Annotated in this window: 16 protein-coding genes; 4 read left to right on the forward strand and 12 right to left on the reverse strand. The window is 62.8% G+C overall.

Features of this window, described 5'->3' with window-relative positions; translation table 11 throughout:
- Positions 1–247: 247 nt before the first annotated feature.
- Positions 248–1,714: an alpha-glucosidase/alpha-galactosidase gene (locus NKI61_RS22940; protein WP_023752115.1), complete on the reverse strand. Its 1,467-nt coding sequence runs from the start codon at positions 1,712–1,714 to the stop codon at positions 248–250.
- 246 nt (positions 1,715–1,960) lie between these two features.
- Here NKI61_RS22940 and NKI61_RS22945 point away from each other — a divergent pair, with 246 nt between their 5' ends.
- Positions 1,961–2,803 (forward strand): AraC family ligand binding domain-containing protein, encoded by an 843-nt coding sequence (locus NKI61_RS22945; protein WP_081725414.1) that lies wholly within the window; start codon positions 1,961–1,963, stop codon positions 2,801–2,803.
- A gap of 2 nt (positions 2,804–2,805) precedes the next feature.
- Here NKI61_RS22945 and NKI61_RS22950 read toward each other — a convergent pair whose 3' ends face one another.
- From NKI61_RS22950 to NKI61_RS22980, 7 genes are all read right to left on the reverse strand, one after another.
- Positions 2,806–3,873: an ABC transporter ATP-binding protein gene (locus NKI61_RS22950; protein WP_352840932.1), complete on the reverse strand. Its 1,068-nt coding sequence runs from the start codon at positions 3,871–3,873 to the stop codon at positions 2,806–2,808.
- A gap of 3 nt (positions 3,874–3,876) precedes the next feature.
- Entirely contained in the window at positions 3,877–4,725 is an 849-nt protein-coding gene (locus NKI61_RS22955; protein WP_023687908.1) for a carbohydrate ABC transporter permease, read from the reverse strand.
- A complete protein-coding gene (locus NKI61_RS22960; RefSeq protein ID WP_023748105.1) occupies positions 4,725–5,648 on the reverse strand; it encodes a carbohydrate ABC transporter permease in 924 nt (307 codons plus the stop codon). Before NKI61_RS22960 ends, NKI61_RS22955 begins: the two co-directional genes overlap by 1 nt.
- A gap of 231 nt (positions 5,649–5,879) precedes the next feature.
- Complete coding sequence (locus NKI61_RS22965; RefSeq protein ID WP_023685297.1) at positions 5,880–7,157, reverse strand: ABC transporter substrate-binding protein; 1,278 nt, start codon at positions 7,155–7,157, stop codon at positions 5,880–5,882.
- 26 nt (positions 7,158–7,183) lie between these two features.
- Positions 7,184–8,380, reverse strand: a complete 1,197-nt coding sequence (locus tag NKI61_RS22970) for a PLP-dependent transferase (protein WP_023702131.1) — start codon at positions 8,378–8,380, stop codon at positions 7,184–7,186.
- Positions 8,377–9,111 (reverse strand): FadR/GntR family transcriptional regulator, encoded by a 735-nt coding sequence (locus NKI61_RS22975; protein WP_023691356.1) that lies wholly within the window; start codon positions 9,109–9,111, stop codon positions 8,377–8,379. The genes NKI61_RS22970 and NKI61_RS22975 overlap by 4 nt, the downstream gene beginning before the upstream one ends.
- Positions 9,112–9,232: 121 nt before the next feature.
- Positions 9,233–9,940, reverse strand: coding sequence for a DJ-1/PfpI family protein (locus tag NKI61_RS22980; RefSeq protein ID WP_023691357.1), 708 nt, complete (start codon positions 9,938–9,940; stop codon positions 9,233–9,235).
- An 86-nt stretch (positions 9,941–10,026) separates the two neighbouring features.
- Here NKI61_RS22980 and NKI61_RS22985 point away from each other — a divergent pair, with 86 nt between their 5' ends.
- Positions 10,027–10,974 carry a GlxA family transcriptional regulator gene (locus NKI61_RS22985; protein ID WP_023685300.1) on the forward strand — a complete coding sequence of 316 codons (948 nt, stop codon included), beginning with the start codon at positions 10,027–10,029 and terminating at the stop codon, positions 10,972–10,974.
- Between the two features lie 62 nt (positions 10,975–11,036).
- On the opposite strand, the gene NKI61_RS22990 is transcribed toward NKI61_RS22985, so the two are convergent.
- From NKI61_RS22990 to NKI61_RS23005, 4 genes are all read right to left on the reverse strand, one after another.
- On the reverse strand, positions 11,037–11,816 hold the full coding sequence (locus NKI61_RS22990; protein ID WP_352538551.1) for an SDR family oxidoreductase: 780 nt from the start codon (positions 11,814–11,816) through the stop codon (positions 11,037–11,039).
- Between the two features lie 25 nt (positions 11,817–11,841).
- On the reverse strand, positions 11,842–12,792 hold the full coding sequence (araH, locus tag NKI61_RS22995; RefSeq protein WP_023729461.1) for an L-arabinose ABC transporter permease AraH: 951 nt from the start codon (positions 12,790–12,792) through the stop codon (positions 11,842–11,844).
- 11 nt (positions 12,793–12,803) lie between these two features.
- Positions 12,804–14,315, reverse strand: coding sequence for an L-arabinose ABC transporter ATP-binding protein AraG (gene araG, locus NKI61_RS23000; protein ID WP_352840934.1), 1,512 nt, complete (start codon positions 14,313–14,315; stop codon positions 12,804–12,806).
- A 70-nt stretch (positions 14,316–14,385) separates the two neighbouring features.
- A complete protein-coding gene (locus NKI61_RS23005; RefSeq protein ID WP_023668118.1) occupies positions 14,386–15,375 on the reverse strand; it encodes an arabinose ABC transporter substrate-binding protein in 990 nt (329 codons plus the stop codon).
- A gap of 245 nt (positions 15,376–15,620) precedes the next feature.
- Between NKI61_RS23005 and NKI61_RS23010 the strand changes: the two genes are divergently transcribed.
- Both NKI61_RS23010 and dgoD read left to right on the forward strand, forming a co-directional pair.
- Positions 15,621–16,310, forward strand: coding sequence for a FadR/GntR family transcriptional regulator (locus tag NKI61_RS23010; RefSeq protein ID WP_245259915.1), 690 nt, complete (start codon positions 15,621–15,623; stop codon positions 16,308–16,310).
- Positions 16,311–16,317: 7 nt separating this feature from the next.
- Positions 16,318–17,466 carry a galactonate dehydratase gene (gene dgoD / locus NKI61_RS23015; RefSeq protein WP_023685304.1) on the forward strand — a complete coding sequence of 383 codons (1,149 nt, stop codon included), beginning with the start codon at positions 16,318–16,320 and terminating at the stop codon, positions 17,464–17,466.
- Positions 17,467–17,508: the final 42 nt, after the last annotated feature.

A 17,508-nucleotide genomic window follows, 5' to 3' on the forward strand; every position in this document is an offset into this window, starting at 1 on the left:
GGCGGCGTGGTCGGCTCGGACGCGTATGCACTGCCAAGCGCCGATGCCGAGACGCTCAGCGCCAGCCCGGCGAGAATGCCAATTCTTCGCCCGGCGAGAATGCCAATTCTTCGCCCGGCGAGAATGCCAATTCCACGAAAGTTCCTCATTGTGTTCCTCCCAGATGTTTCGACGTCTGCTGCTGCCCGCATCTATTCATGACGGCTGATTGGCGAACCGGCCTCCCGCTGTCCGCCTGCCAGCATTCTCAGCCGGCCTGTTTCAGAGCCGTTTTTTCGGCGCGCAGTTCCTCGATCGAGCGCACTTTGCGCCGCGCCGCACCCGCCCAGTCGCGGGTTTTCACCTTCGATTTCGAAAGCCGCTCCTTGGCGGCCGGCACGGCATCGGCGTATTGCGGCAGCCAACGCGCCTGGGCGACGACCATCTCGTCGACCATCTGCCAGACCTCTTCCGGCGTCGACACCGCACCCACCAGCGGATCGTGCAGCACCGCGAGCTTGAGCAGGTCAATGTCGCCCGTAACAGCCGCATGCACCGACATGCGCTGAACGTTGATCGAAGCCATGCAGGTGGCCGCGCAGGCTTCCGGCAGCGTGATGCCTGACGCCATGTTGATGCCGAAGCGATCGACGAAACCGGGTGATTCGATGATCGCGTCCTGCGGCAGATTGGTGATGATGCCGGTGTTCTTGACGTTGAAGTGGCCGCGATAGACGCGGTTCGTCTCCAGCGCTTCGAGAATATGGCTGGCATGCTCGTTCGAGCGCTTCGATACGTCGAGCGGCTTCGACGCCGCTTCGAGGAATTGCGGATATTCCGTCTCGAACCAGTTGCGGGTTTCCGTGGAGTAGCGAAGATAGCCGCCGGTCTCGCCATGGATCCAGTCGGACATGTCGATCCAGCGGGTGATTTCGTCCGGCCGCTTGCGATACCAGGGCAGATATTCGGAGAGATGACCGTTGCTTTCGGTGGAGTAGACGCCGAAGCGCTTCAGCACGTCGATGCGCAGCTTTTCCTGCTGCGAATAGACCGGATGCGCCTCGAAGGCAGCCACCAGTTCGTCCTTGCCGATCCTGCGGCCGTTGAGCCGCAAATCGATGAACCAGGTCTGGTGGTTGATACCGGAGCAGACATAATCGAGTTCGCTGTGCGACTTGGCGCCGAGCACTTCGGCGATCTGTTCGGCGCCGTGCTGGACACCGTGGCAGAGGCCGACCGTATCGACCTTGCCATATTCGATCGCCGCCCAGGTGTTCATCGCCATCGGGTTGGCATAGTTGAGGAATTTGGCGCCTGGCTCGGCGACCTCCAATATATCCTCGCAGAAGTCGAGGATGACCGGGATGTTGCGCTGGCCGTAGAGGATGCCCCCGGCGCAAATCGTGTCACCGACGCACTGGTCGATGCCGTATTTCAAGGGAATGCGGATATCGTCGGCATAGGCTTCGAGCCCGCCCACCCGCACGCAGCTGATGACGTAGCGCGCGCCTTCCAGCGCCTTGTGGCGGTCGGTCGTCGCCGTCACCCTGGTCGGCAGCTTGTTGGCCTCGACGATGCGGTCGAGGATCGCCTTGATCATTTGCAGATTGTGTTCGCTGAGATCGGTCAGCGCGAATTCGATGTCGCTGAATTCCGGGACGCACAAAATATCGGTGAACAGCTTCTTGGTGAAGCCGACGCTGCCGGCGCCGATAATAGCGATTTTGAAACTCATCACCTCACCTCGATGCATTCGAATGCCGGGTAAGGAGCAACAGGAAAGGGAATGGCGGCTCGCCTCGGCGCGCATGCCATTCGAGCCGGAATTCCGGCTCGTTCTCCTCCCCGCCCGCTCCTAAACCGCGGGTCTTTCGCGTTCTCAGGATTTGGATTATGCCGTTATTCCAGGGCGCGGCCAGAGAACGATTATGCTTTCGAGGGTAATTTTGTGCTGCATGATCTGATCGCCAACGGACAGTTGATGCGCACCATTTCGCTGCCGCGCGGCCGCCAGCGCCTGCATGCCATGCCGACCAGCACCGGCTATGAAGTACGCGAGGGCGTGACCTATGACTGGGATGGGCGCAAGCGCGGCCAGACACCGTTCACCGTGCTGCAGCACACGATCAGCGGCACCGGCCAGCTGCGCTACGAGAACCGCAACTACCGCCTGCAGGCCAACGACACGCTGCTGGTGCTGGTGCCACACAACCATCGCTACTGGCTGGAGAAGGGCGACCGTTGGGAATATTTCTGGATCTCGATGAATGGCGAGGAGGCGCTGCGCGTCCACAAATCCATACTCAGCGTCTCCGGCCCGGTGTTTCGGCTGCAGCCGGAGACGATCGATCATCTCGCCGATTGCAGCCTGCGCCTGATCAAGGGCGGCGCTTCGCCTGGCGCTGCTTCGGCAATCGCCTATGAGGCGGCGATGGCGCTTTACGACGATGTCTTCGGCTCGCACGCCTTCACTGAGAAACAGAGCGTCATGCAGCCGGTCATCGATCATATCAACGCCAATCTCGACAAGCCCTTGCCCGTGGCCGAGCTCGTCCAGATCAGCGGCCTCAGCCGCGCCCATTTCTCGCGCTGCTTCGCCGAGAGCGAAGGCGTTCCGCCGGCCGAGTTCGTGCTGCAGCAGCGGCTGCAGCGGGCGGCGAAGCTGCTAACCAAAGCCGATTTCCTGCCGGTCAAGGAGGTCGCCATCCTGTGCGGCTTCGAGGACGCCAACTATTTCTCGAAAGTCTTCCGCCGGCTCTACGGCATCAACCCGACGCAGTTCCGTACCACCGGCATGTATGCCAGCCTGGGCAGCCTTCGATAGGATTACCCGATGCGGTTGCCGCTTGCGGGATCGAATAGATGCAGCGCCACCGGATCGGCAGACAGCCGCACCGTATCGCGCGGTCGGATAGTGCTGCGTCCCATGACGAAGACACAAACCAGCTGGTTGGCGAGCCGGACATAGAACTGCGTCGACAGGCCGAGCGGCTCGACCACCTCGACCTCTGCCCTGAGCGGACCATCGTCGGCAAGCTGGATGTGCTCCGGCCGTAGCCCGACAGTAAGCACATCGCCATCCTTCAACGGCAAGCCATCAGGCAACCGCAGCTTCTGGCCGTCGGCCAGCACCGCGTCCACCTTGCCGCCCTTGGCCACTGTCGCCGGAAAGAAATTCATGCCGGGCGAGCCGATGAAGCCGGCCACAAAAGTATTGATCGGCCGATCGTAGAGTTCGAGCGGATGGCCGACCTGCTGCACATAGCCGTCATGCATGACGACGATGCGGTCGGCCATAGTCATGGCTTCGATCTGGTCGTGGGTGACATAGACCGATGTGGTCTTGAGCTGCTGGTGCAGCGCCTTGATCTCGGCGCGCATATGCACGCGCAATTTGGCGTCGAGATTGCTGAGCGGCTCGTCGAACAGAAACACTTTGGGATCGCGCACGATGGCGCGGCCCATGGCGACGCGCTGGCGCTGGCCGCCGGACAGTTGCCTGGGCAGACGGCCGAGGAAACTGTCGAGGCCGAGGCGCTTGGCCGCCGCCCCTACCCTGCCGTCGATCGTCGTCTTCTCCGCCTTCTTCAAAAGCAGGCTGAAACCCATATTCGACGACACATCCATGTGCGGATAGAGCGCGTAGGACTGGAACACCATGGCAATATCGCGGTCCTTCGGCGCGACATCGTTGACCAGCCGATCGCCGATATGGATCTCGCCGCCCGACACCTCCTCCAGCCCGGCAATCATGCGCAAAAGGGTCGACTTGCCGCAGCCGGACGGGCCGACCAGCACGACGAACTCGCCATCGGCGATCTCGAGGTCGACGCCGTGCAGGATGCGCAGCGAACCGTAATCCTTCTCGACGTTTTGCAGCGTGACGGAAGCCATCGATTATCCTTTGACCGCGCCGGCGGTGAGGCCGGTGACGAGATAGCGTTGCAGGAAGGCGAAGAAGATGCAGACCGGGATCAGCGCCAGGATCGACGCCGCCATCATCTGCCCCCAGTCCACGGCGAACTTGCCGATATAGGTGAGCAGGCCGACGGCAAAGGTCTTCTGGTCGTCGCTGGAGATCAGCATCAGCGCGAACAGCAATTCGCTCCAGGCGGCGGTGAAGACGAAGCCGAGCGTGGCGCCCATGCCGGGCAAGGTCAGCGGCACGATCACCTTGCGCATCGCCTGCGCCCGCGTGCAGCCGTCGATCATCGCCGCTTCCTCCAGATCCTTCGGAATGCCGTCGAAGAAGGACTGCATTAGAAAGGTGGCGAAGGCGGTGTTGAAGGCGGTGTAGATGATGATCAGACCAACCAGACTGTTGGTCAGGCCAAGCTCGCCCATGACGCGGTAGATCGGCGGAATGACCATCACCAGCGGGAAGGTTTGCGTCAGCAAAAGCATGATCGCCAGCGTTGCCTTGCCGCGAAAGGTGAAGCGCGACATGGCGTAGCCGGCGAGCGTGGCGATGACTGTCACCAGGGCCGCCGTCGACACCGAGACGATAACGCTGTTGAGGAAATAGCGGGGGAAGTCAGAGGCTTCCAGGACAGTGATGAAGTTGCGGAAGGAGGTCTGCGACGGCCACAGCGTGATGCCCTCGGAATAGAGCAGCCGCTCCGGCGTTACCGAAATCTTCAGCGTCCAGAAGATCGGAAACAGCGCAAAGATCATATAGGCGGCAATCGCCGCGTAGAGGCCGATGCCGCTGAAGATGCGCGAGGAGGTGGAGCGTCCGGCAATCATCAGACGTGCCTCACCAGCAAGCGGCGGATGGCGATCAGCGCGATCGCATAGGCGATCAGCAAGATCAAGAGCAGCACCGCCACCGCGGAGGCATAGCCCTTGTCCAGCGACTTGAAGGCGCTGACATAGATGTAGACCGGCACCGTGCTGGTCGAGCCGGCCGGCCCGCCCTCGGTCATGACGAAGATCAGATCGGCGAAGGTCGCGATCCAGATCGTACGCAGCATGACGGTGATGACGATGGTCGGCGCCAGGAACGGCAGCGTCACCTTGGTGAAGCGCTGCCAAGGCGAAGCGCCGTCGATTGCGGCCGCCTCATGCAGTTCCGACGGGATCGACTTCAGCGCCGCCAGCAGCGTGATGGCGAAGAACGGAATGCCGAACCAGATGTTGGCGATGATCGGCCCCCACATGGCGGTCGCCGGATCGGACAGCACATTGGTCGGCTCGGCCTTCAGCCCGAGCGTGAAGAGCCAATGCGGCAGTGGTCCGATGATCGGATTGAACAGCCACGCCCAGGTCAGGCCCGACAGGAAAGATGGCACCGCCCAGGGCAGGAACACCACCGCCTGCACGAACTTGCGCCCGACAAACGGTTTGTCGAGCAGCAACGCCAGACCCAGGCCGAGGAAGAACTGGAAGAACAGGCTGGCGACGGTCCACCACAGCGTGTTGACCAGCGCCTGCCCCAGCACCTGGTCGGTCAGCATCGCCTGATACTGGCCTAGACCGACATATTCGGATTTGAAGGCGGAGAACTTCCGGAACGAATAGCTGATGCCGATGATCAGCGGCACCAACAGCACCACGACCAGCAGAACGATCGCCGGCGAAAGATAAAGCCAGGGCTCGATGGCCGCATGCGTCAGCCGCTTCTTTCGCGGCCGGCCGGCGGATCGTATTTCGGACACGGCATAAGTCATTAGCGCTCAACAATCATGGGTGGGTGCCGACAGCGGCAACAGCACCCTTCTCCCCGTTCACGGGGAGAAGATGCCGGCAGGCAGATGAGGGGCGGCGCCAGCCTTGGGGTGCTCGCGCTGCCTCTCATCCGGGCCTGTCTGTGCATGTCGTTGTCCCAAAACCGCTACGCACTTTTTGGCGACATGCATTCGGGCCACCTTCTCCCCGTAAACGGGGAGAAGGTGGAAGAACTACTTCTTGTTCTTGGCCAGCCAGTCCTGCTGTTCCTTGGTCAGGAACGCGGCCCATTGATCGGCAACGTCCTTGGCCGACTTCTGGCCGAGCAGCACTTCCTGGAAATTCTTGATCGCCACCTGGTCGACGAAATTGCCGAGGTTCTCCAGATGTGTCGGCGGCGTCACCATTTCATATTTGGAAGTGTCGCTGAGTTCGGTGAACCAGCCTTTGAACTGCTCGGTCTTGAAGTGGGCATCCTGGTCGGCGCCATTGTGGATCGGCACGACGCCGACTTCCTTGGCCCATTCGAGATTGTCCTTGGGCGACAACAGCGTCGCCATCAGCTTCCAGGCATCGTCCTTGTGCTGCGAATTGGCGAACATCGCCCAGCCGGCATAGCCCAGCGTCGGATAGGATTTGCCGCTTGGCCCCACAGGCAGCGGCGCCACGGCAAAATCGTCGGCACTCATCTTGTCGGCAATGCCGATCAGCGCATCCGGATCCTGGTTGAGCATGGCGCAGGTGCCGGAATAGAAGCCGGTGACGGTCTCGTTAAAGCCCCAGCTCACCGCATCCTTGGGCGCCAGCCCGTCCTTGTACATGTCGGCCAGCATCTGCAGGCCCTTGACCGAGCCCTCCTCGTTGATTGTCGAGGTGCCGTCCTCGTTGAAGTAGCCGCCCTTGCCGGCGGCGATGTTCATGAACATGTGCATGCCGTTGAAGGCGCCCGGCCCACCGCGCAAGCAATAGCCGTACTTGCCTGGAATGGCCGAGATCTTCTTGGAGTCGGCGATGAAGTCGTCGAGCGTCGCCGGCGGACCGTCGAGACCGGCTTCCTTGAACAGCTTCTTGTTCCAGAACAGCGCATTCACATAGTAGCCGTACGGGATCATGAACTGGGTGTTGTTGACGGTCGAGCCGAACTGCTTGGCGCGGTCGCCGAGCGTTTTGGCATCATCCCATTTGGCCATGTAGGGACCGAGATCCTCGAGCTGGCCGTTGGTGGCGTAGAGGCCCATCCAGCGCTCCGGCATCTCGACGATGTCGGGCGTATCGCCGGCCTGCACCATGGTCAGGAATTTCTCGAAGGCCTGACCCCAAGGCAGCGAGACCACCTCGACCTTGACGCCGGCATTGGCGGCCTCGAACTCGGCGATCTGCTTCTTCAGGAATTCGGTGCGCTGCGGGCTGGTGATGACCTCGACCAGCTTGAGGGTGGTGTCGGCCAATGCGCCACTGGCGGACATCGCCAGGCCGGCAGCGGTGGCAAGCATGATGCTCAGTCTTTTCATGTTCAGAACTCCCATTTTGAACCCAGTCATTTTTTTGCTTTGTCGAAGGCCTGGCCGATGTCGGCCCAGAGGTCCTCGACGCTTTCCAATCCGACATTGAAGCGGATGGTTCGGGGGCTGACGCCGAAGCGCGCCATCGAATTGAGACCCGGCGTCTGCTCGAGCGACGCCTTTGCCGGCACGACCAGGCTTTCATGACCACCCCAGCTGACGCCAATGCGGAAAAATTTCAGCGCATTGACGAAAGCGGGAATGTCGACATCCTCCGTCACCTCGAAGGAGAACAGCCCGGCATAGCCGGCAAGCGTCTTCTTGCCGGGATGATTGGAATAGGCAGGATGATTGACCCGCTCGACCTTGTCATGCGCCTTCAAGCGCTCGGTGATGGTGAGCCCGCTCTTCATGTGATGCGGCAGTCTCAGCGGCAGCGTGCGCAGGCCGCGCAACAGCAGCCAGCCCTCGAAGGGCGACAGCTTTGCGCCAAGCTGCGAGTAGGTCTGGTCGTTAATATGCTTGATGTGAGCGGCCGAGCCGGCCACCACGCCGGCGACGGTGTCGCTGTGACCGCCGAGATATTTCGAGGCGGAATGCAGCACCAGATCGACGCCGTGCAGGATTGGCTTCTGGAACACCGGCGTCGCCCAGGAATTGTCGATGGTGGTGACGATGCCCTGCTCTTTCGCCAGCCGCGTCAGATGCTCGAGATCCTGCAGCTCGAACATCATCGAGGTCGGGCTTTCCAGATAGAGCAATTTCGCACCGGGAAGTGCCGCCGCCACCGCATCCGGATCAGAGCCGTCGACATAGTCGACCTTGATATGCAGGCGCGGAAACAGCCGCTCGAACAGTCGGTAGGCGTCGCCATAGCAATTGCGCACCGCAAGGATGCGTTCGCCGGCGCCGACGAAAGCCAGCAACGTCGCGCTGATCGCAGCCATGCCGCTCGAAAAACCACGTGCGGCTTCAGCACCTTCAAGCGCTGCGACGCGCGACTCGAATTCCATCACCGTCGGATTGTCGCCGCGCGAATAGATCGGCTGTTTCCTGCGCCCGGCAAAGGTGTCGGCCATGTCGGCATAGCTGGCGAAGGTGAACAGCGAGGTCTGGTAGATCGGCGGCACCACCGCATTGCCGGGGAACGGGTCGTCATGCGCCAGAAGCGTCGCCGCCTCGGCGAGATAGTCGCTGCCGGAAATGCCTGGGTCGAAGCTGTGCTCGTTCATGTGCGGACCGAAAGTTTGAGGTTGGCGGCGCCGCGCTTCAAATCGTCCTCGACCGTGGCGATCAGTTTCAGCGCTTCGGCCCGGGCGCCTTCCGGATCGTGCGCGGCGATGCAGTCGAACATGGTGCGGTGGTAGGGAAAGCTTGCGTGGCCGAAATCGCGCACGCCGAGCGGATGTTCCCAGAAGCGGTGGAACAGTTCGTGCATGGCGGCGATAATCTGCTCGAACAGCGGATTGCCGCAGGCGCGGTAGATCGCCTGATGGAATTCCCAGTCCTCTTCCGACGACATGCCGGCGCGGCTGAGAAACTCTTCCTCCATGATGTCGAGCTTGCGCTCGATCTCGGCGAGGTCGTCCCTGTCGGCACGAATGGCGCAAAGGGCGGCGGCTTCCGCTTCCAGCGCGCGGCGGATTTCCAGCGTGCGCATCAGGCCGGTGAAATCATTGCCGCCGGCAAGCGTCAGCGGCATGTGCAGCATGTCGAGCGAGACGGCGGCCTTGAGATAGGTGCCCGAGCCCTGCCGGCGCTCGACCAGGCCAAGCCCTTCCCAGCGCGTCAGCGCCTCGCGCACCGTATTGCGGCTGACCTTCAGACGCTCAGCGAGGATGCGTTCGGTCGGCAGCCTCTCACCGGGTTCCAGCTTCTCGCGCATGACGAAGCCGGCCAACGCCTTCAGCACCGCGTCGTCGCGGGCCGTCGTCTGGATCGGCGGAAGGCTGAATTGGGTCACCGGGGCTATTACCGAAGTGGTTCAATGGTCCAACCAATTTCTGCACAGACGAAGGGACCTGTCAACAATGGAAACGCAGCAAGGCCGAAGGGCCAGGGGATGCACCTTCGGCCTTGCTGCTTCAGCCGTGGATGCGCGCCGGCGCAGCGGCGGCGCGAGCCTCGCGCCAGCGAGCGAAGATTGCCTCGCGAACCCGCCTCGAACCAGAGAGGCGCTTTTTTGCCTGCGCCAGCACCGCAGGCGACGCCTCGGCGGGCGTGCCGGACCGAAAGGGAGGAGCCGGGGCGTATTCGAGCGAGAGCTGCACGATCTCGGCCTCCTCCTGTCCAAGCAGCCTCGCAACCAGCGCCAGGCCGAAGTCGATCCCCGAAGTGACGCCGCCGGCGGTGATGAGCTTGCCGTCTTCGACGATACGCTCGTCGACCGGGATCGCTCCGAACTCCTCAAGGAAATCATGCGCATACCAGTGCGTGGTCGCGCGCTTGCCCCTCAGCAGTCCGGCCGCCCCAAGCACCAGGGCACCGCTGCAAACGGAGGTGATGTAGCGCACCTGCCCCGCGCGCTCCCACACGAAATCGAGGACTGTCTGGTCCTCCAGCAGCGCGTTGACCCCGCCCCCGCCAGGAATGCACAGCACGTCGAGGGGCCGGCAATCGTCAAAGGTCGCGGTTGGCGTCAGCGAGAGGCGCGTCGATGACGTCACCGGGTTGCGATCCTTCCAGATCAGTTCCACCTCGGCATCCTTGGCCGATGCCAGGACTTCGTATGGGCCGGTGAGGTCGAGTTGTTGGACGTCGGGGAATACGAGGATGCCGAAACGAAGGGGCATGGAAATCTCCGTGGGTTGACTTCCGGCAATCTACGGCATCATGGTTTGGCACGATTGCCATTCATCCCTCGCTTCGGGCCAAACCAATGCGCCGTATCGAAGTACTTGCCTATCCCGACATCCAGCTCCTCGACGTCAGCGGACCGCTGCAGGTCTTTGCCAGCGCCAATGATTTCAAAAGGCAGGCCGGCGAACCGGCTCCTTACGAGGTCGTGGTCGTCGCCGCCTCACCGCGCATCCGGACATCGGCCGGTCTCGTGCTGGAGGCAGCAGTGCTGCCAACCCACGGAGGTAAGATCGACACGCTGCTTGTCCCCGGAGGATGGGGCGTCAACGCGGCCTGCGACGATCCCGTGCTGGTCCAGTGGATCGCCGGTCGCTCGCGCGATGCCACCCGAACCGCTTCCGTCTGCAGCGGCGCCATGCTGCTGGCGACGGCTGGCCTGCTCGACGGCCGCCGCGCGGTGACCCATTGGGGACGCTGCGCGGAGTTCGCCCGGCGCTTTCCCGCGGTCCGGCTCGAACCCGATCCGATCTTCATCCGCGACGGCAATGTCTGGACATCCGCCGGCGTAACGGCGGGGATCGATCTCGCCCTCTCCCTCGTCGAGGCCGACCTTGGCCGGCACACGGCGCTCGGCGTGGCGCGCGAGTTGGTGGTCTTCCTGAAACGTCCCGGTGGCCAGGCGCAATTCAGCCAAACGCTCAAGCTGCAGCAAGGCGACGGGCGCTTCGACCGGCTGCATGGCTGGATCCTCGAAAATCTGGCCGGTGACCTGTCGCTCACGCAGTTGGCCGACCACGCCAATATGAGCCCGCGCAGCTTCTCGCGGCGCTATCGCGAGGCCACCGGCCGGACACCTGCCCGCGCGATCGAGGAGATCCGGATCGAGGCGGCGCGGCGGATGCTGGAGCGGGGCCAGCCCGTCAACCAGACGGCCCGCCGCTGCGGTTTCGGCTCGGAAGAAACCATGCGGCGCGGCTTTCTGCGCGTGCTGGGCACCAATCCGCGCGCCTATCGCGAGCGTTTCTGATCGCGACTGCTTGCTCCATTAGGCCGGCGGTCGATGCGGTAGAAATAGAGCCTCTCCAGCGTTCAGGCGGGATGCTGTAGCTGGCTGAGCCCGCCATCGACGACGAGGGTCGCCGCGTTCATGAACGGGCACTCCTCAGAAATCATGAACACAGCGGCCAGCGCGATCTCGCGCGCCGAGGCGATGCGGCCGCCGGGATGCAGCGCCAGCGTCTTGGCGCGCGCCGCAACCGGATCGGCAAAACTGTTCCAATAGTCGGTCGCCTTCTGCGTCTCGACATAACCGGGCGCCAGCGCGTTCACGCGCACGCGCTGCCCGGCATATTCCAGCGCCAGCGACTTGGTCAGCCCAAGCAGCGCGTGCTTGGCCACGGGATAGGGGAAGGTATGAGGGATGATGGTGAAGCTGTGCGTCGAGGCGATGTTGAGGATCGCGCCACCGCCATTTGCGATCATTGCCGGCAGCACCGCCTTGGCGCAGTTCCAGGCGCCTTTGACGTTGACATCGAAATTGCGATTCCACTCCTCCTCGGTCGCCTCGAGCGGCGTCGAGAACACATTCATCCCGGCATTGTTGATCAGCGCGTTGATCGGCCCGATCGCGTCGGTCGCCCGGCTGACGGCAGCGGCAATCGCGGCCCCGTCGCTGATGTCGGCTGCGGTATGTCCGACATGGCCCTGCGGTGCGGCAAGGCCGGCGACCGTTTTGTCCAGCAGCGCGCCGTCGCGATCGACCAGGAACAGTTTTGCCCCTTCGGCCAGGCAGGCCTCGGCGATGGCAAGCCCGATGCCTTGCGCGGCGCCGGTGAGGAAGATGCGTTTGCCGGACAGGCGCTCAGCCATGGCTGTCACTCCACTGGAAGACGGATCAGCGCCGGCCCAGTGCCGACGAACGCAGATTGTCGAGCAAAACGGCAAGCAGCAGGATCACGCCGCGCACAATGTATTGGTAGAAGGCTGCGATGTTGAGCAGGTTCATGGCGTTTTCGGCGATGCCCATGATCAGCACGCCGACGATGACGCCCGACATGGTGGCGCGGCCGCCGGCAAGCGAGACGCCGCCGAGCACGCAGGCCGAGATGACCGAGAGTTCAAGCCCCACCGCCGCATTGGGCTGGCCCGACGTGATGCGCGAGGCCAAAAGGATGCCGGCGATGCCGCAAACCACGCCTTGCAGCGCAAAGATCCAGATGCGCGTCCAGTCGACATTGACGCCGGCCAGGCGCGAAGCCTCCGGGTTACCGCCGATGGCCAGCGTGTTCTTGCCGAACACGGTACGATTGAGGACAAAACCGAAGATGCAGAACAGCACGGCCAGGACCCAGACCGGCGTCGGAATGCCGAACAGCTTCGACAGCGCCAGTTGGTAGAAATCCGGGCTGTTGATGCCGACGGCGCGGCCATCGGATGCGATCAGCGCAAGGCCGCGCACGATCTGCATGGTAGCAAGCGTCGTGATCAGCGCGTTGATGCGGAACTTGGCGATGACGACGCCGTTGATGAAGCCGACGAAGGCGCCGCAGGCGATTGCCGCAAGAAGCCCGAGGATGATCGATCCGGTATAGTTCGACGCCATCACCGCGACCATGCCGGCGAAAGCAACGATCGAACCGACCGAGAGGTCGAAGTCGCGCGCGGCGAGGCAGAACATCATCGTGCAGGCGACGATGCCGACGGTGACCACCGATTGCAGCAGGCCGAGCATGTTGCGGTCGGTCAGAAAATTCGGCACCAGCAGCGACACCAGCGCGAAGGCGACGATGAAGATCACGACGAGGCCCTGTTCGCCGAGCAGGATCTTCTTCAACTGATCGGTCATGGCAAAGATCCTCAGGATGCGATCGCGTCGGGGGTTTTCTGATCGGGAAGAGCGGCGGCCAGGATCGCTTTTTCGGCGAACTGGTCGCGCGCGAGTTCGGCGCTGATGCGCCCGCCGCACATCACTAGGATGCGGTCGCAAATGCCCATCACTTCCGGCAGTTCGGACGAGACGACGACGATCGCCATGCCGTCTTCGGCAAGCTGGTAGAGCAGTTCGTAGATTTCCGCTTTGGCGCCGACATCGATACCGCGTGTCGGCTCGTCGACGATAAGCACGCGCACGCCCTGCTCCGACAGCCAGCGGCCGAGAATGACCTTCTGCTGGTTGCCACCGGAGAGGTTGATGATGTCCTGCTTGCGCGACGGCGTGCGCACCTTGAGCTTCTTGATGAAGGTCTCGGCGGTGGCGATCTCGCTAGCGCGGTTCAAGGTTCCGAAGCGTGTGTGATGACGCCGCGACGAGATGTTGATGTTCTCCTCGATCGAGCGGCCCTGGATGATGCCGTCATGCTTGCGGTCTTCCGAGCACAAAACGATGCCGGCGCGGATCGCGTCATGGGGATCGGTGGCATGAACGACCTTGCCGTCGACGCTGATGGTGCCGCCTGAGCGCCGGTCGGCGCCGAAGACCAGCCGCATCAGTTCCGAGCGCCCCGCGCCGATCAGGCCGAAGAAGCCGACGATCTCGCCGGCCCTTGCCTCGAAGCTGGCAGGCGTCGTCAGTTTTACTCCGGAAACAGCGTCGACCTTCAGCCGGACATCGCCGGCCGGGCGTGGGCGAAACCCCCAGATATCGGAGATTTCGCGGCCGACCATTTCGGCGACGACCTGGTCGCGTGTGACGTTTTTCAGCGACGCATGGTGCGCCGCGAGCTTGCCGTCGCGCAGCACGGTCAGGCTGTCGCAGAGGCGGAACACTTCGTCCAGCCGGTGCGAGACATAGATGATGACCTTGCCCTCGCCGCGCAGGCGGTCGATCAGCGCAAACAGGATTTCGCTTTCGCGCGACGACAATGACGAGGTCGGCTCGTCCAGAGCGATGACGCGCGCGTCGAGCATGATCGCCTTGGCGATCTCGACCATCTGGCGCTCGCCGATCGACAGCGTCTTGACCTTGCGGCTGATATCGATGTCGATGCCGGCTGATTTCAGCTTGGCGCCAACATCGTCCAGCATCCTGGCACGGGCGATGATGCCGGCGTTGGCGGGGAAGCGGCCGAGGCTGAGGTTTTCGGCAACAGTGAGCTCGGGAACCAGCTGCAGTTCCTGGTGGATGACGATGACGCCATTGTCGAAGGCATCTCGCGTCGTTGCATAGGCTTGCATCTTGCCGTCGATGAGGATCTCGCCGTCATCGGCATGCTGGTCGCCGGACAGGATCTTGATCAGCGTGGATTTGCCGGCGCCGTTCTCGCCCATCAGGCCGTGCACGGCGCCCTTGTCGACGCCGAACGAGACGTCCGACAGCGCCTTGACGCCCGGATAGGTCTTGGTGATTTCCGAGAAGTCGAGAAAGGACATGGGGCGCCTATCCTTTTGCCATGCCAAACAGGCGGCGACTGTGAGCCGCCGCCTGTTTGTACAGGGAGGATTATTCGATGCCGAGACCCTTGCGGACCGTCTGGTAGTCGTCGCGCTTGGCCAGCGCACCGGCGGTCAGGATGAGCTTCTCGGGTTCCTTGTTGTTGGCGACCCAGTCATACATGTTGAGCGCAGTCTCGTAGCCGTGACGCTTCGGCGAGATGATCACCGTGCCGACGAAGCCGGTGGCGGTCGGCTTCTTGAACTCGTTGATCGCCGAATCCGCACCGCCGATGCCGACGCCGATCACGTTTTCGGCCGGGATGCCGACGCTTTCGGAAGCGCGCACGGCGCCGAGCACGGCTTCGTCGTTGAGGCCGAAGGAGACCCACTTCTTGATGTCGGCATGGGCGTTGAGCACCACCGTCGCCGCATTCAGTGCAGCCTCGGTGTCGGTCTTGGCCTGAGGCGCGTCGAAGATGTTCTCGGCCTTGAAGCCGTTGGCCTTGAGCACCGAGATGGCGCCTTCGACCCGGTCGACGGCGGTCGGCAACTGATCATAGGAGACGCGGATGGCGCCAACCTCGTCGGCCTTCCAGCCGCGCGCCTTCATTTCGTCGACGATCGCCTGGCCGACGGCCTCGCCGATCTTGGTCGCCGAAATGCCCATATGCGGCACGTCTTCCAGCGCCTTGCCGTCTGCGCCGACCAGACGGTCGTCAACGGTCATCAGCTTGAGATTGTTTGCGGCGGCCTTGGCGACGATGCCGGGGCCGAGCTTCACATCAGGCGTGCAGACGATGAAGCCTTGCGCGCCCTGCGCGCCCAGATTGTCGATCGCCGACATCAGCTTCTCACCGTCCTCGGCGCCGATCTTGACCAGGGTAAAACCCTTCTCCTTGGCGGCCTGGTCGGCGAACTTCCATTCGTCCTGGAACCACGGTTCTTCCGGCTGTTTGACGATGAAACCGATCTTGGTGTCCTGAGCATATGCAGCGATGGTCGTGACGGACAGCACGGCAAGCGCGCCCGCGACGAGCGCGGTCTTCAGAAGTCGCATGATTACCTCCCAGCGATGGCCGGGCGCTCAGCCCGGATGCAGAGTCTCTAATTCTTTTTATCATACTCGTCAATTGATCTGGTATGATAATTGAGCTACATGCTCTGACAAGGGATCGCTGGCGCAAATCATCCGCATCCGGTAAGGCCGGGGACGCGAGATCAGTGGTTTCGCCGCCTTGGAGGAGGGCTGAGGTGACCGAAACTTCGAAGAAGGCATCAGGCGACACCCGCCGCCCGCGCGTCATGCCCGATGTGACCAAGGCGCTTGCCTCAGACATCTTTTCCGGACGCTATCCCGCCGGCTCGTCTCTGCCGACCGAAAACGAGCTCGGCGTCGAATATGGCGTCAGCCGCACCGTCATCCGCGAGGCGCTGAAGGTGCTGGCCGCCAAGGGGCTGGTGCTGTCGCGGCCGCGCATCGGCACGGTTGTATGTGAACAGGACAACTGGAACATCATCGACCCGCAGGTGCTGGCCTGGCACGCGCCGCATGCGCTGGACGACAAATTGTTCGACGCCATCCTCGAGACGCGCCGCGCCATCGAACCTCTGGTAGCTGAACTGGCGGCGACTCGTGCGACGCTGCAGGAGATCGCCGATCTCGAAGCCGCCTGGCGCGGCATGGCCAATGCCGGCGAGGATCTCGCCGCCTTCTCGCGCTCGGACATCACCTTCCACCAGATCGTCTATGCCGCGAGCCACAACCCGATCTTCCGCCAGATCGGCAATCTGATCGACACCGGGCTGAAATTCTCGCTTGAAGCAACGGCGACCATTTCGCTCGCTCGGCGCATGGAAGCAGTGGCGGCGCACCGCGAGGTGGTGGAGGCACTGCGCATGCGCGATGCCGCGGCGGCGCGTGCGGCGGCAGGCCGGATCCTCGACCTTGCGGCGCGCGACCTGGTCAGCGCCAAGAAACTCAAGAACAACTGAGACCAGCATGAAAATCATCTCGCTCACCACCTACATCGTCCCGCCGCGCTGGCTGTTCCTGAAGATCGAGACTGATGCCGGCGTCACCGGCTGGGGCGAGCCTGTGGTCGAAGGCCGTGCGCTGACGGTCGAGGCAGCGGTCAAGGAACTTGGCGATTATCTGATCGGCAAGGACCCGCGCCTGATCGAGGACCATTGGACGGTGATGCATCGCGGCGGCTTCTACCGCGGCGGGCCGATCCTGATGAGCGCCATTGCCGGCATCGACCAGGCGCTATGGGACATCAAGGGCAAGGCGCTCGGCGTGCCTGTGCACGAACTGCTCGGCGGCAAGCTGCGCGACAGCATCAAGGTCTATTCCTGGATCGGCGGCGACCGGCCGGCGGAAGTGGCTGATGGCGCCAGGGAAGTGGTGGCGCGCGGTTTTCAGGCGCTGAAGATGAATGGCACCGAGGAACTGCAGATCGTCGACAACCATGACAGAATAGATGCGGCTGTCGAACGAGTCGCCATGGTGCGCGAGGCCGTTGGGTCCAACATTGGCATCGCCGTCGATTTCCACGGCCGCGTCCACCGGCCGATGGCGCGCATGCTGGTCAAGGAGTTGGAACCCTACCGGCTGATGTTCATCGAGGAGCCGGTGCTGAGCGAAAATCGCGAGGCGCTGAAGGAGATCGCCGCCCTCGGCTCGACGCCGATCGCACTCGGCGAGAGGCTCTACAGCCGCTGGGATTTCAAATCGGTGTTCGAACAAGGCGCCGTCGACATCATCCAACCCGACCTCTCGCATGCCGGTGGCATCACCGAATGCCGCAAGATCGCGGCGATGGCCGAGGCCTATGATATTGCGGTCGCGCCGCACTGCCCGCTCGGCCCGATCGCGCTCGCCGCCTGCCTGCAGCTCGATGCCGTCAGCTACAACTGCTTCATCCAGGAACAGAGCCTCGGCATCCACTACAACGCCGCAAACGATTTGCTCGATTATGCCGCCAACAAGGACGTCTTTCGCTACGAGGATGGCTATGTCGCAATCCCCGATGGTCCCGGCCTCGGCGTCGAAATCGACGAGGACTACGTCAAGGAAAGGGCCAAGGAAGGCCACCGCTGGCGCAACCCGGTCTGGCGTCACAAGGACGGCTCCTTCGCCGAGTGGTAGCCCGGCCGACCTTGCGGCCAGGCCTTCAGGACCTCAAGCTCA

Source organism: Mesorhizobium sp. M0514, from assembly GCF_040321145.1.
Classification (GTDB): Bacteria; Pseudomonadota; Alphaproteobacteria; order Rhizobiales; family Rhizobiaceae; genus Mesorhizobium.

Excerpts from the sequence above, each read along its gene's own strand:
- NKI61_RS22980 (WP_023691357.1), bottom strand. The coding sequence starts at position 9,940 with ATGCCCCTTCGTTTCGGCATCCTCGTATTCCCCGACGTCCAACAACTC.
- NKI61_RS22990 (WP_352538551.1), bottom strand. The coding sequence starts at position 11,816 with ATGGCTGAGCGCCTGTCCGGCAAACGCATCTTCCTCACCGGCGCCGCG.
- NKI61_RS22960 (WP_023748105.1), bottom strand. The coding sequence starts at position 5,648 with ATGACTTATGCCGTGTCCGAAATACGATCCGCCGGCCGGCCGCGAAAG.
- NKI61_RS22950 (WP_352840932.1), bottom strand. The coding sequence starts at position 3,873 with ATGGCTTCCGTCACGCTGCAAAACGTCGAGAAGGATTACGGTTCGCTG.
- NKI61_RS23010 (WP_245259915.1), top strand. The coding sequence starts at position 15,621 with ATGCCCGATGTGACCAAGGCGCTTGCCTCAGACATCTTTTCCGGACGC.
- araG (WP_352840934.1), bottom strand. The coding sequence starts at position 14,315 with ATGTCCTTTCTCGACTTCTCGGAAATCACCAAGACCTATCCGGGCGTC.
- NKI61_RS22955 (WP_023687908.1), bottom strand. The coding sequence starts at position 4,725 with ATGATTGCCGGACGCTCCACCTCCTCGCGCATCTTCAGCGGCATCGGC.
- NKI61_RS22945 (WP_081725414.1), top strand. The coding sequence starts at position 1,961 with ATGCGCACCATTTCGCTGCCGCGCGGCCGCCAGCGCCTGCATGCCATG.
- NKI61_RS22970 (WP_023702131.1), bottom strand. The coding sequence starts at position 8,380 with ATGAACGAGCACAGCTTCGACCCAGGCATTTCCGGCAGCGACTATCTC.
- NKI61_RS22985 (WP_023685300.1), top strand. The coding sequence starts at position 10,027 with ATGCGCCGTATCGAAGTACTTGCCTATCCCGACATCCAGCTCCTCGAC.
- NKI61_RS23005 (WP_023668118.1), bottom strand. The coding sequence starts at position 15,375 with ATGCGACTTCTGAAGACCGCGCTCGTCGCGGGCGCGCTTGCCGTGCTG.
- dgoD (WP_023685304.1), top strand. The coding sequence starts at position 16,318 with ATGAAAATCATCTCGCTCACCACCTACATCGTCCCGCCGCGCTGGCTG.
- araH (WP_023729461.1), bottom strand. The coding sequence starts at position 12,792 with ATGACCGATCAGTTGAAGAAGATCCTGCTCGGCGAACAGGGCCTCGTC.
- NKI61_RS22940 (WP_023752115.1), bottom strand. The coding sequence starts at position 1,714 with ATGAGTTTCAAAATCGCTATTATCGGCGCCGGCAGCGTCGGCTTCACC.
- NKI61_RS22965 (WP_023685297.1), bottom strand. The coding sequence starts at position 7,157 with ATGAAAAGACTGAGCATCATGCTTGCCACCGCTGCCGGCCTGGCGATG.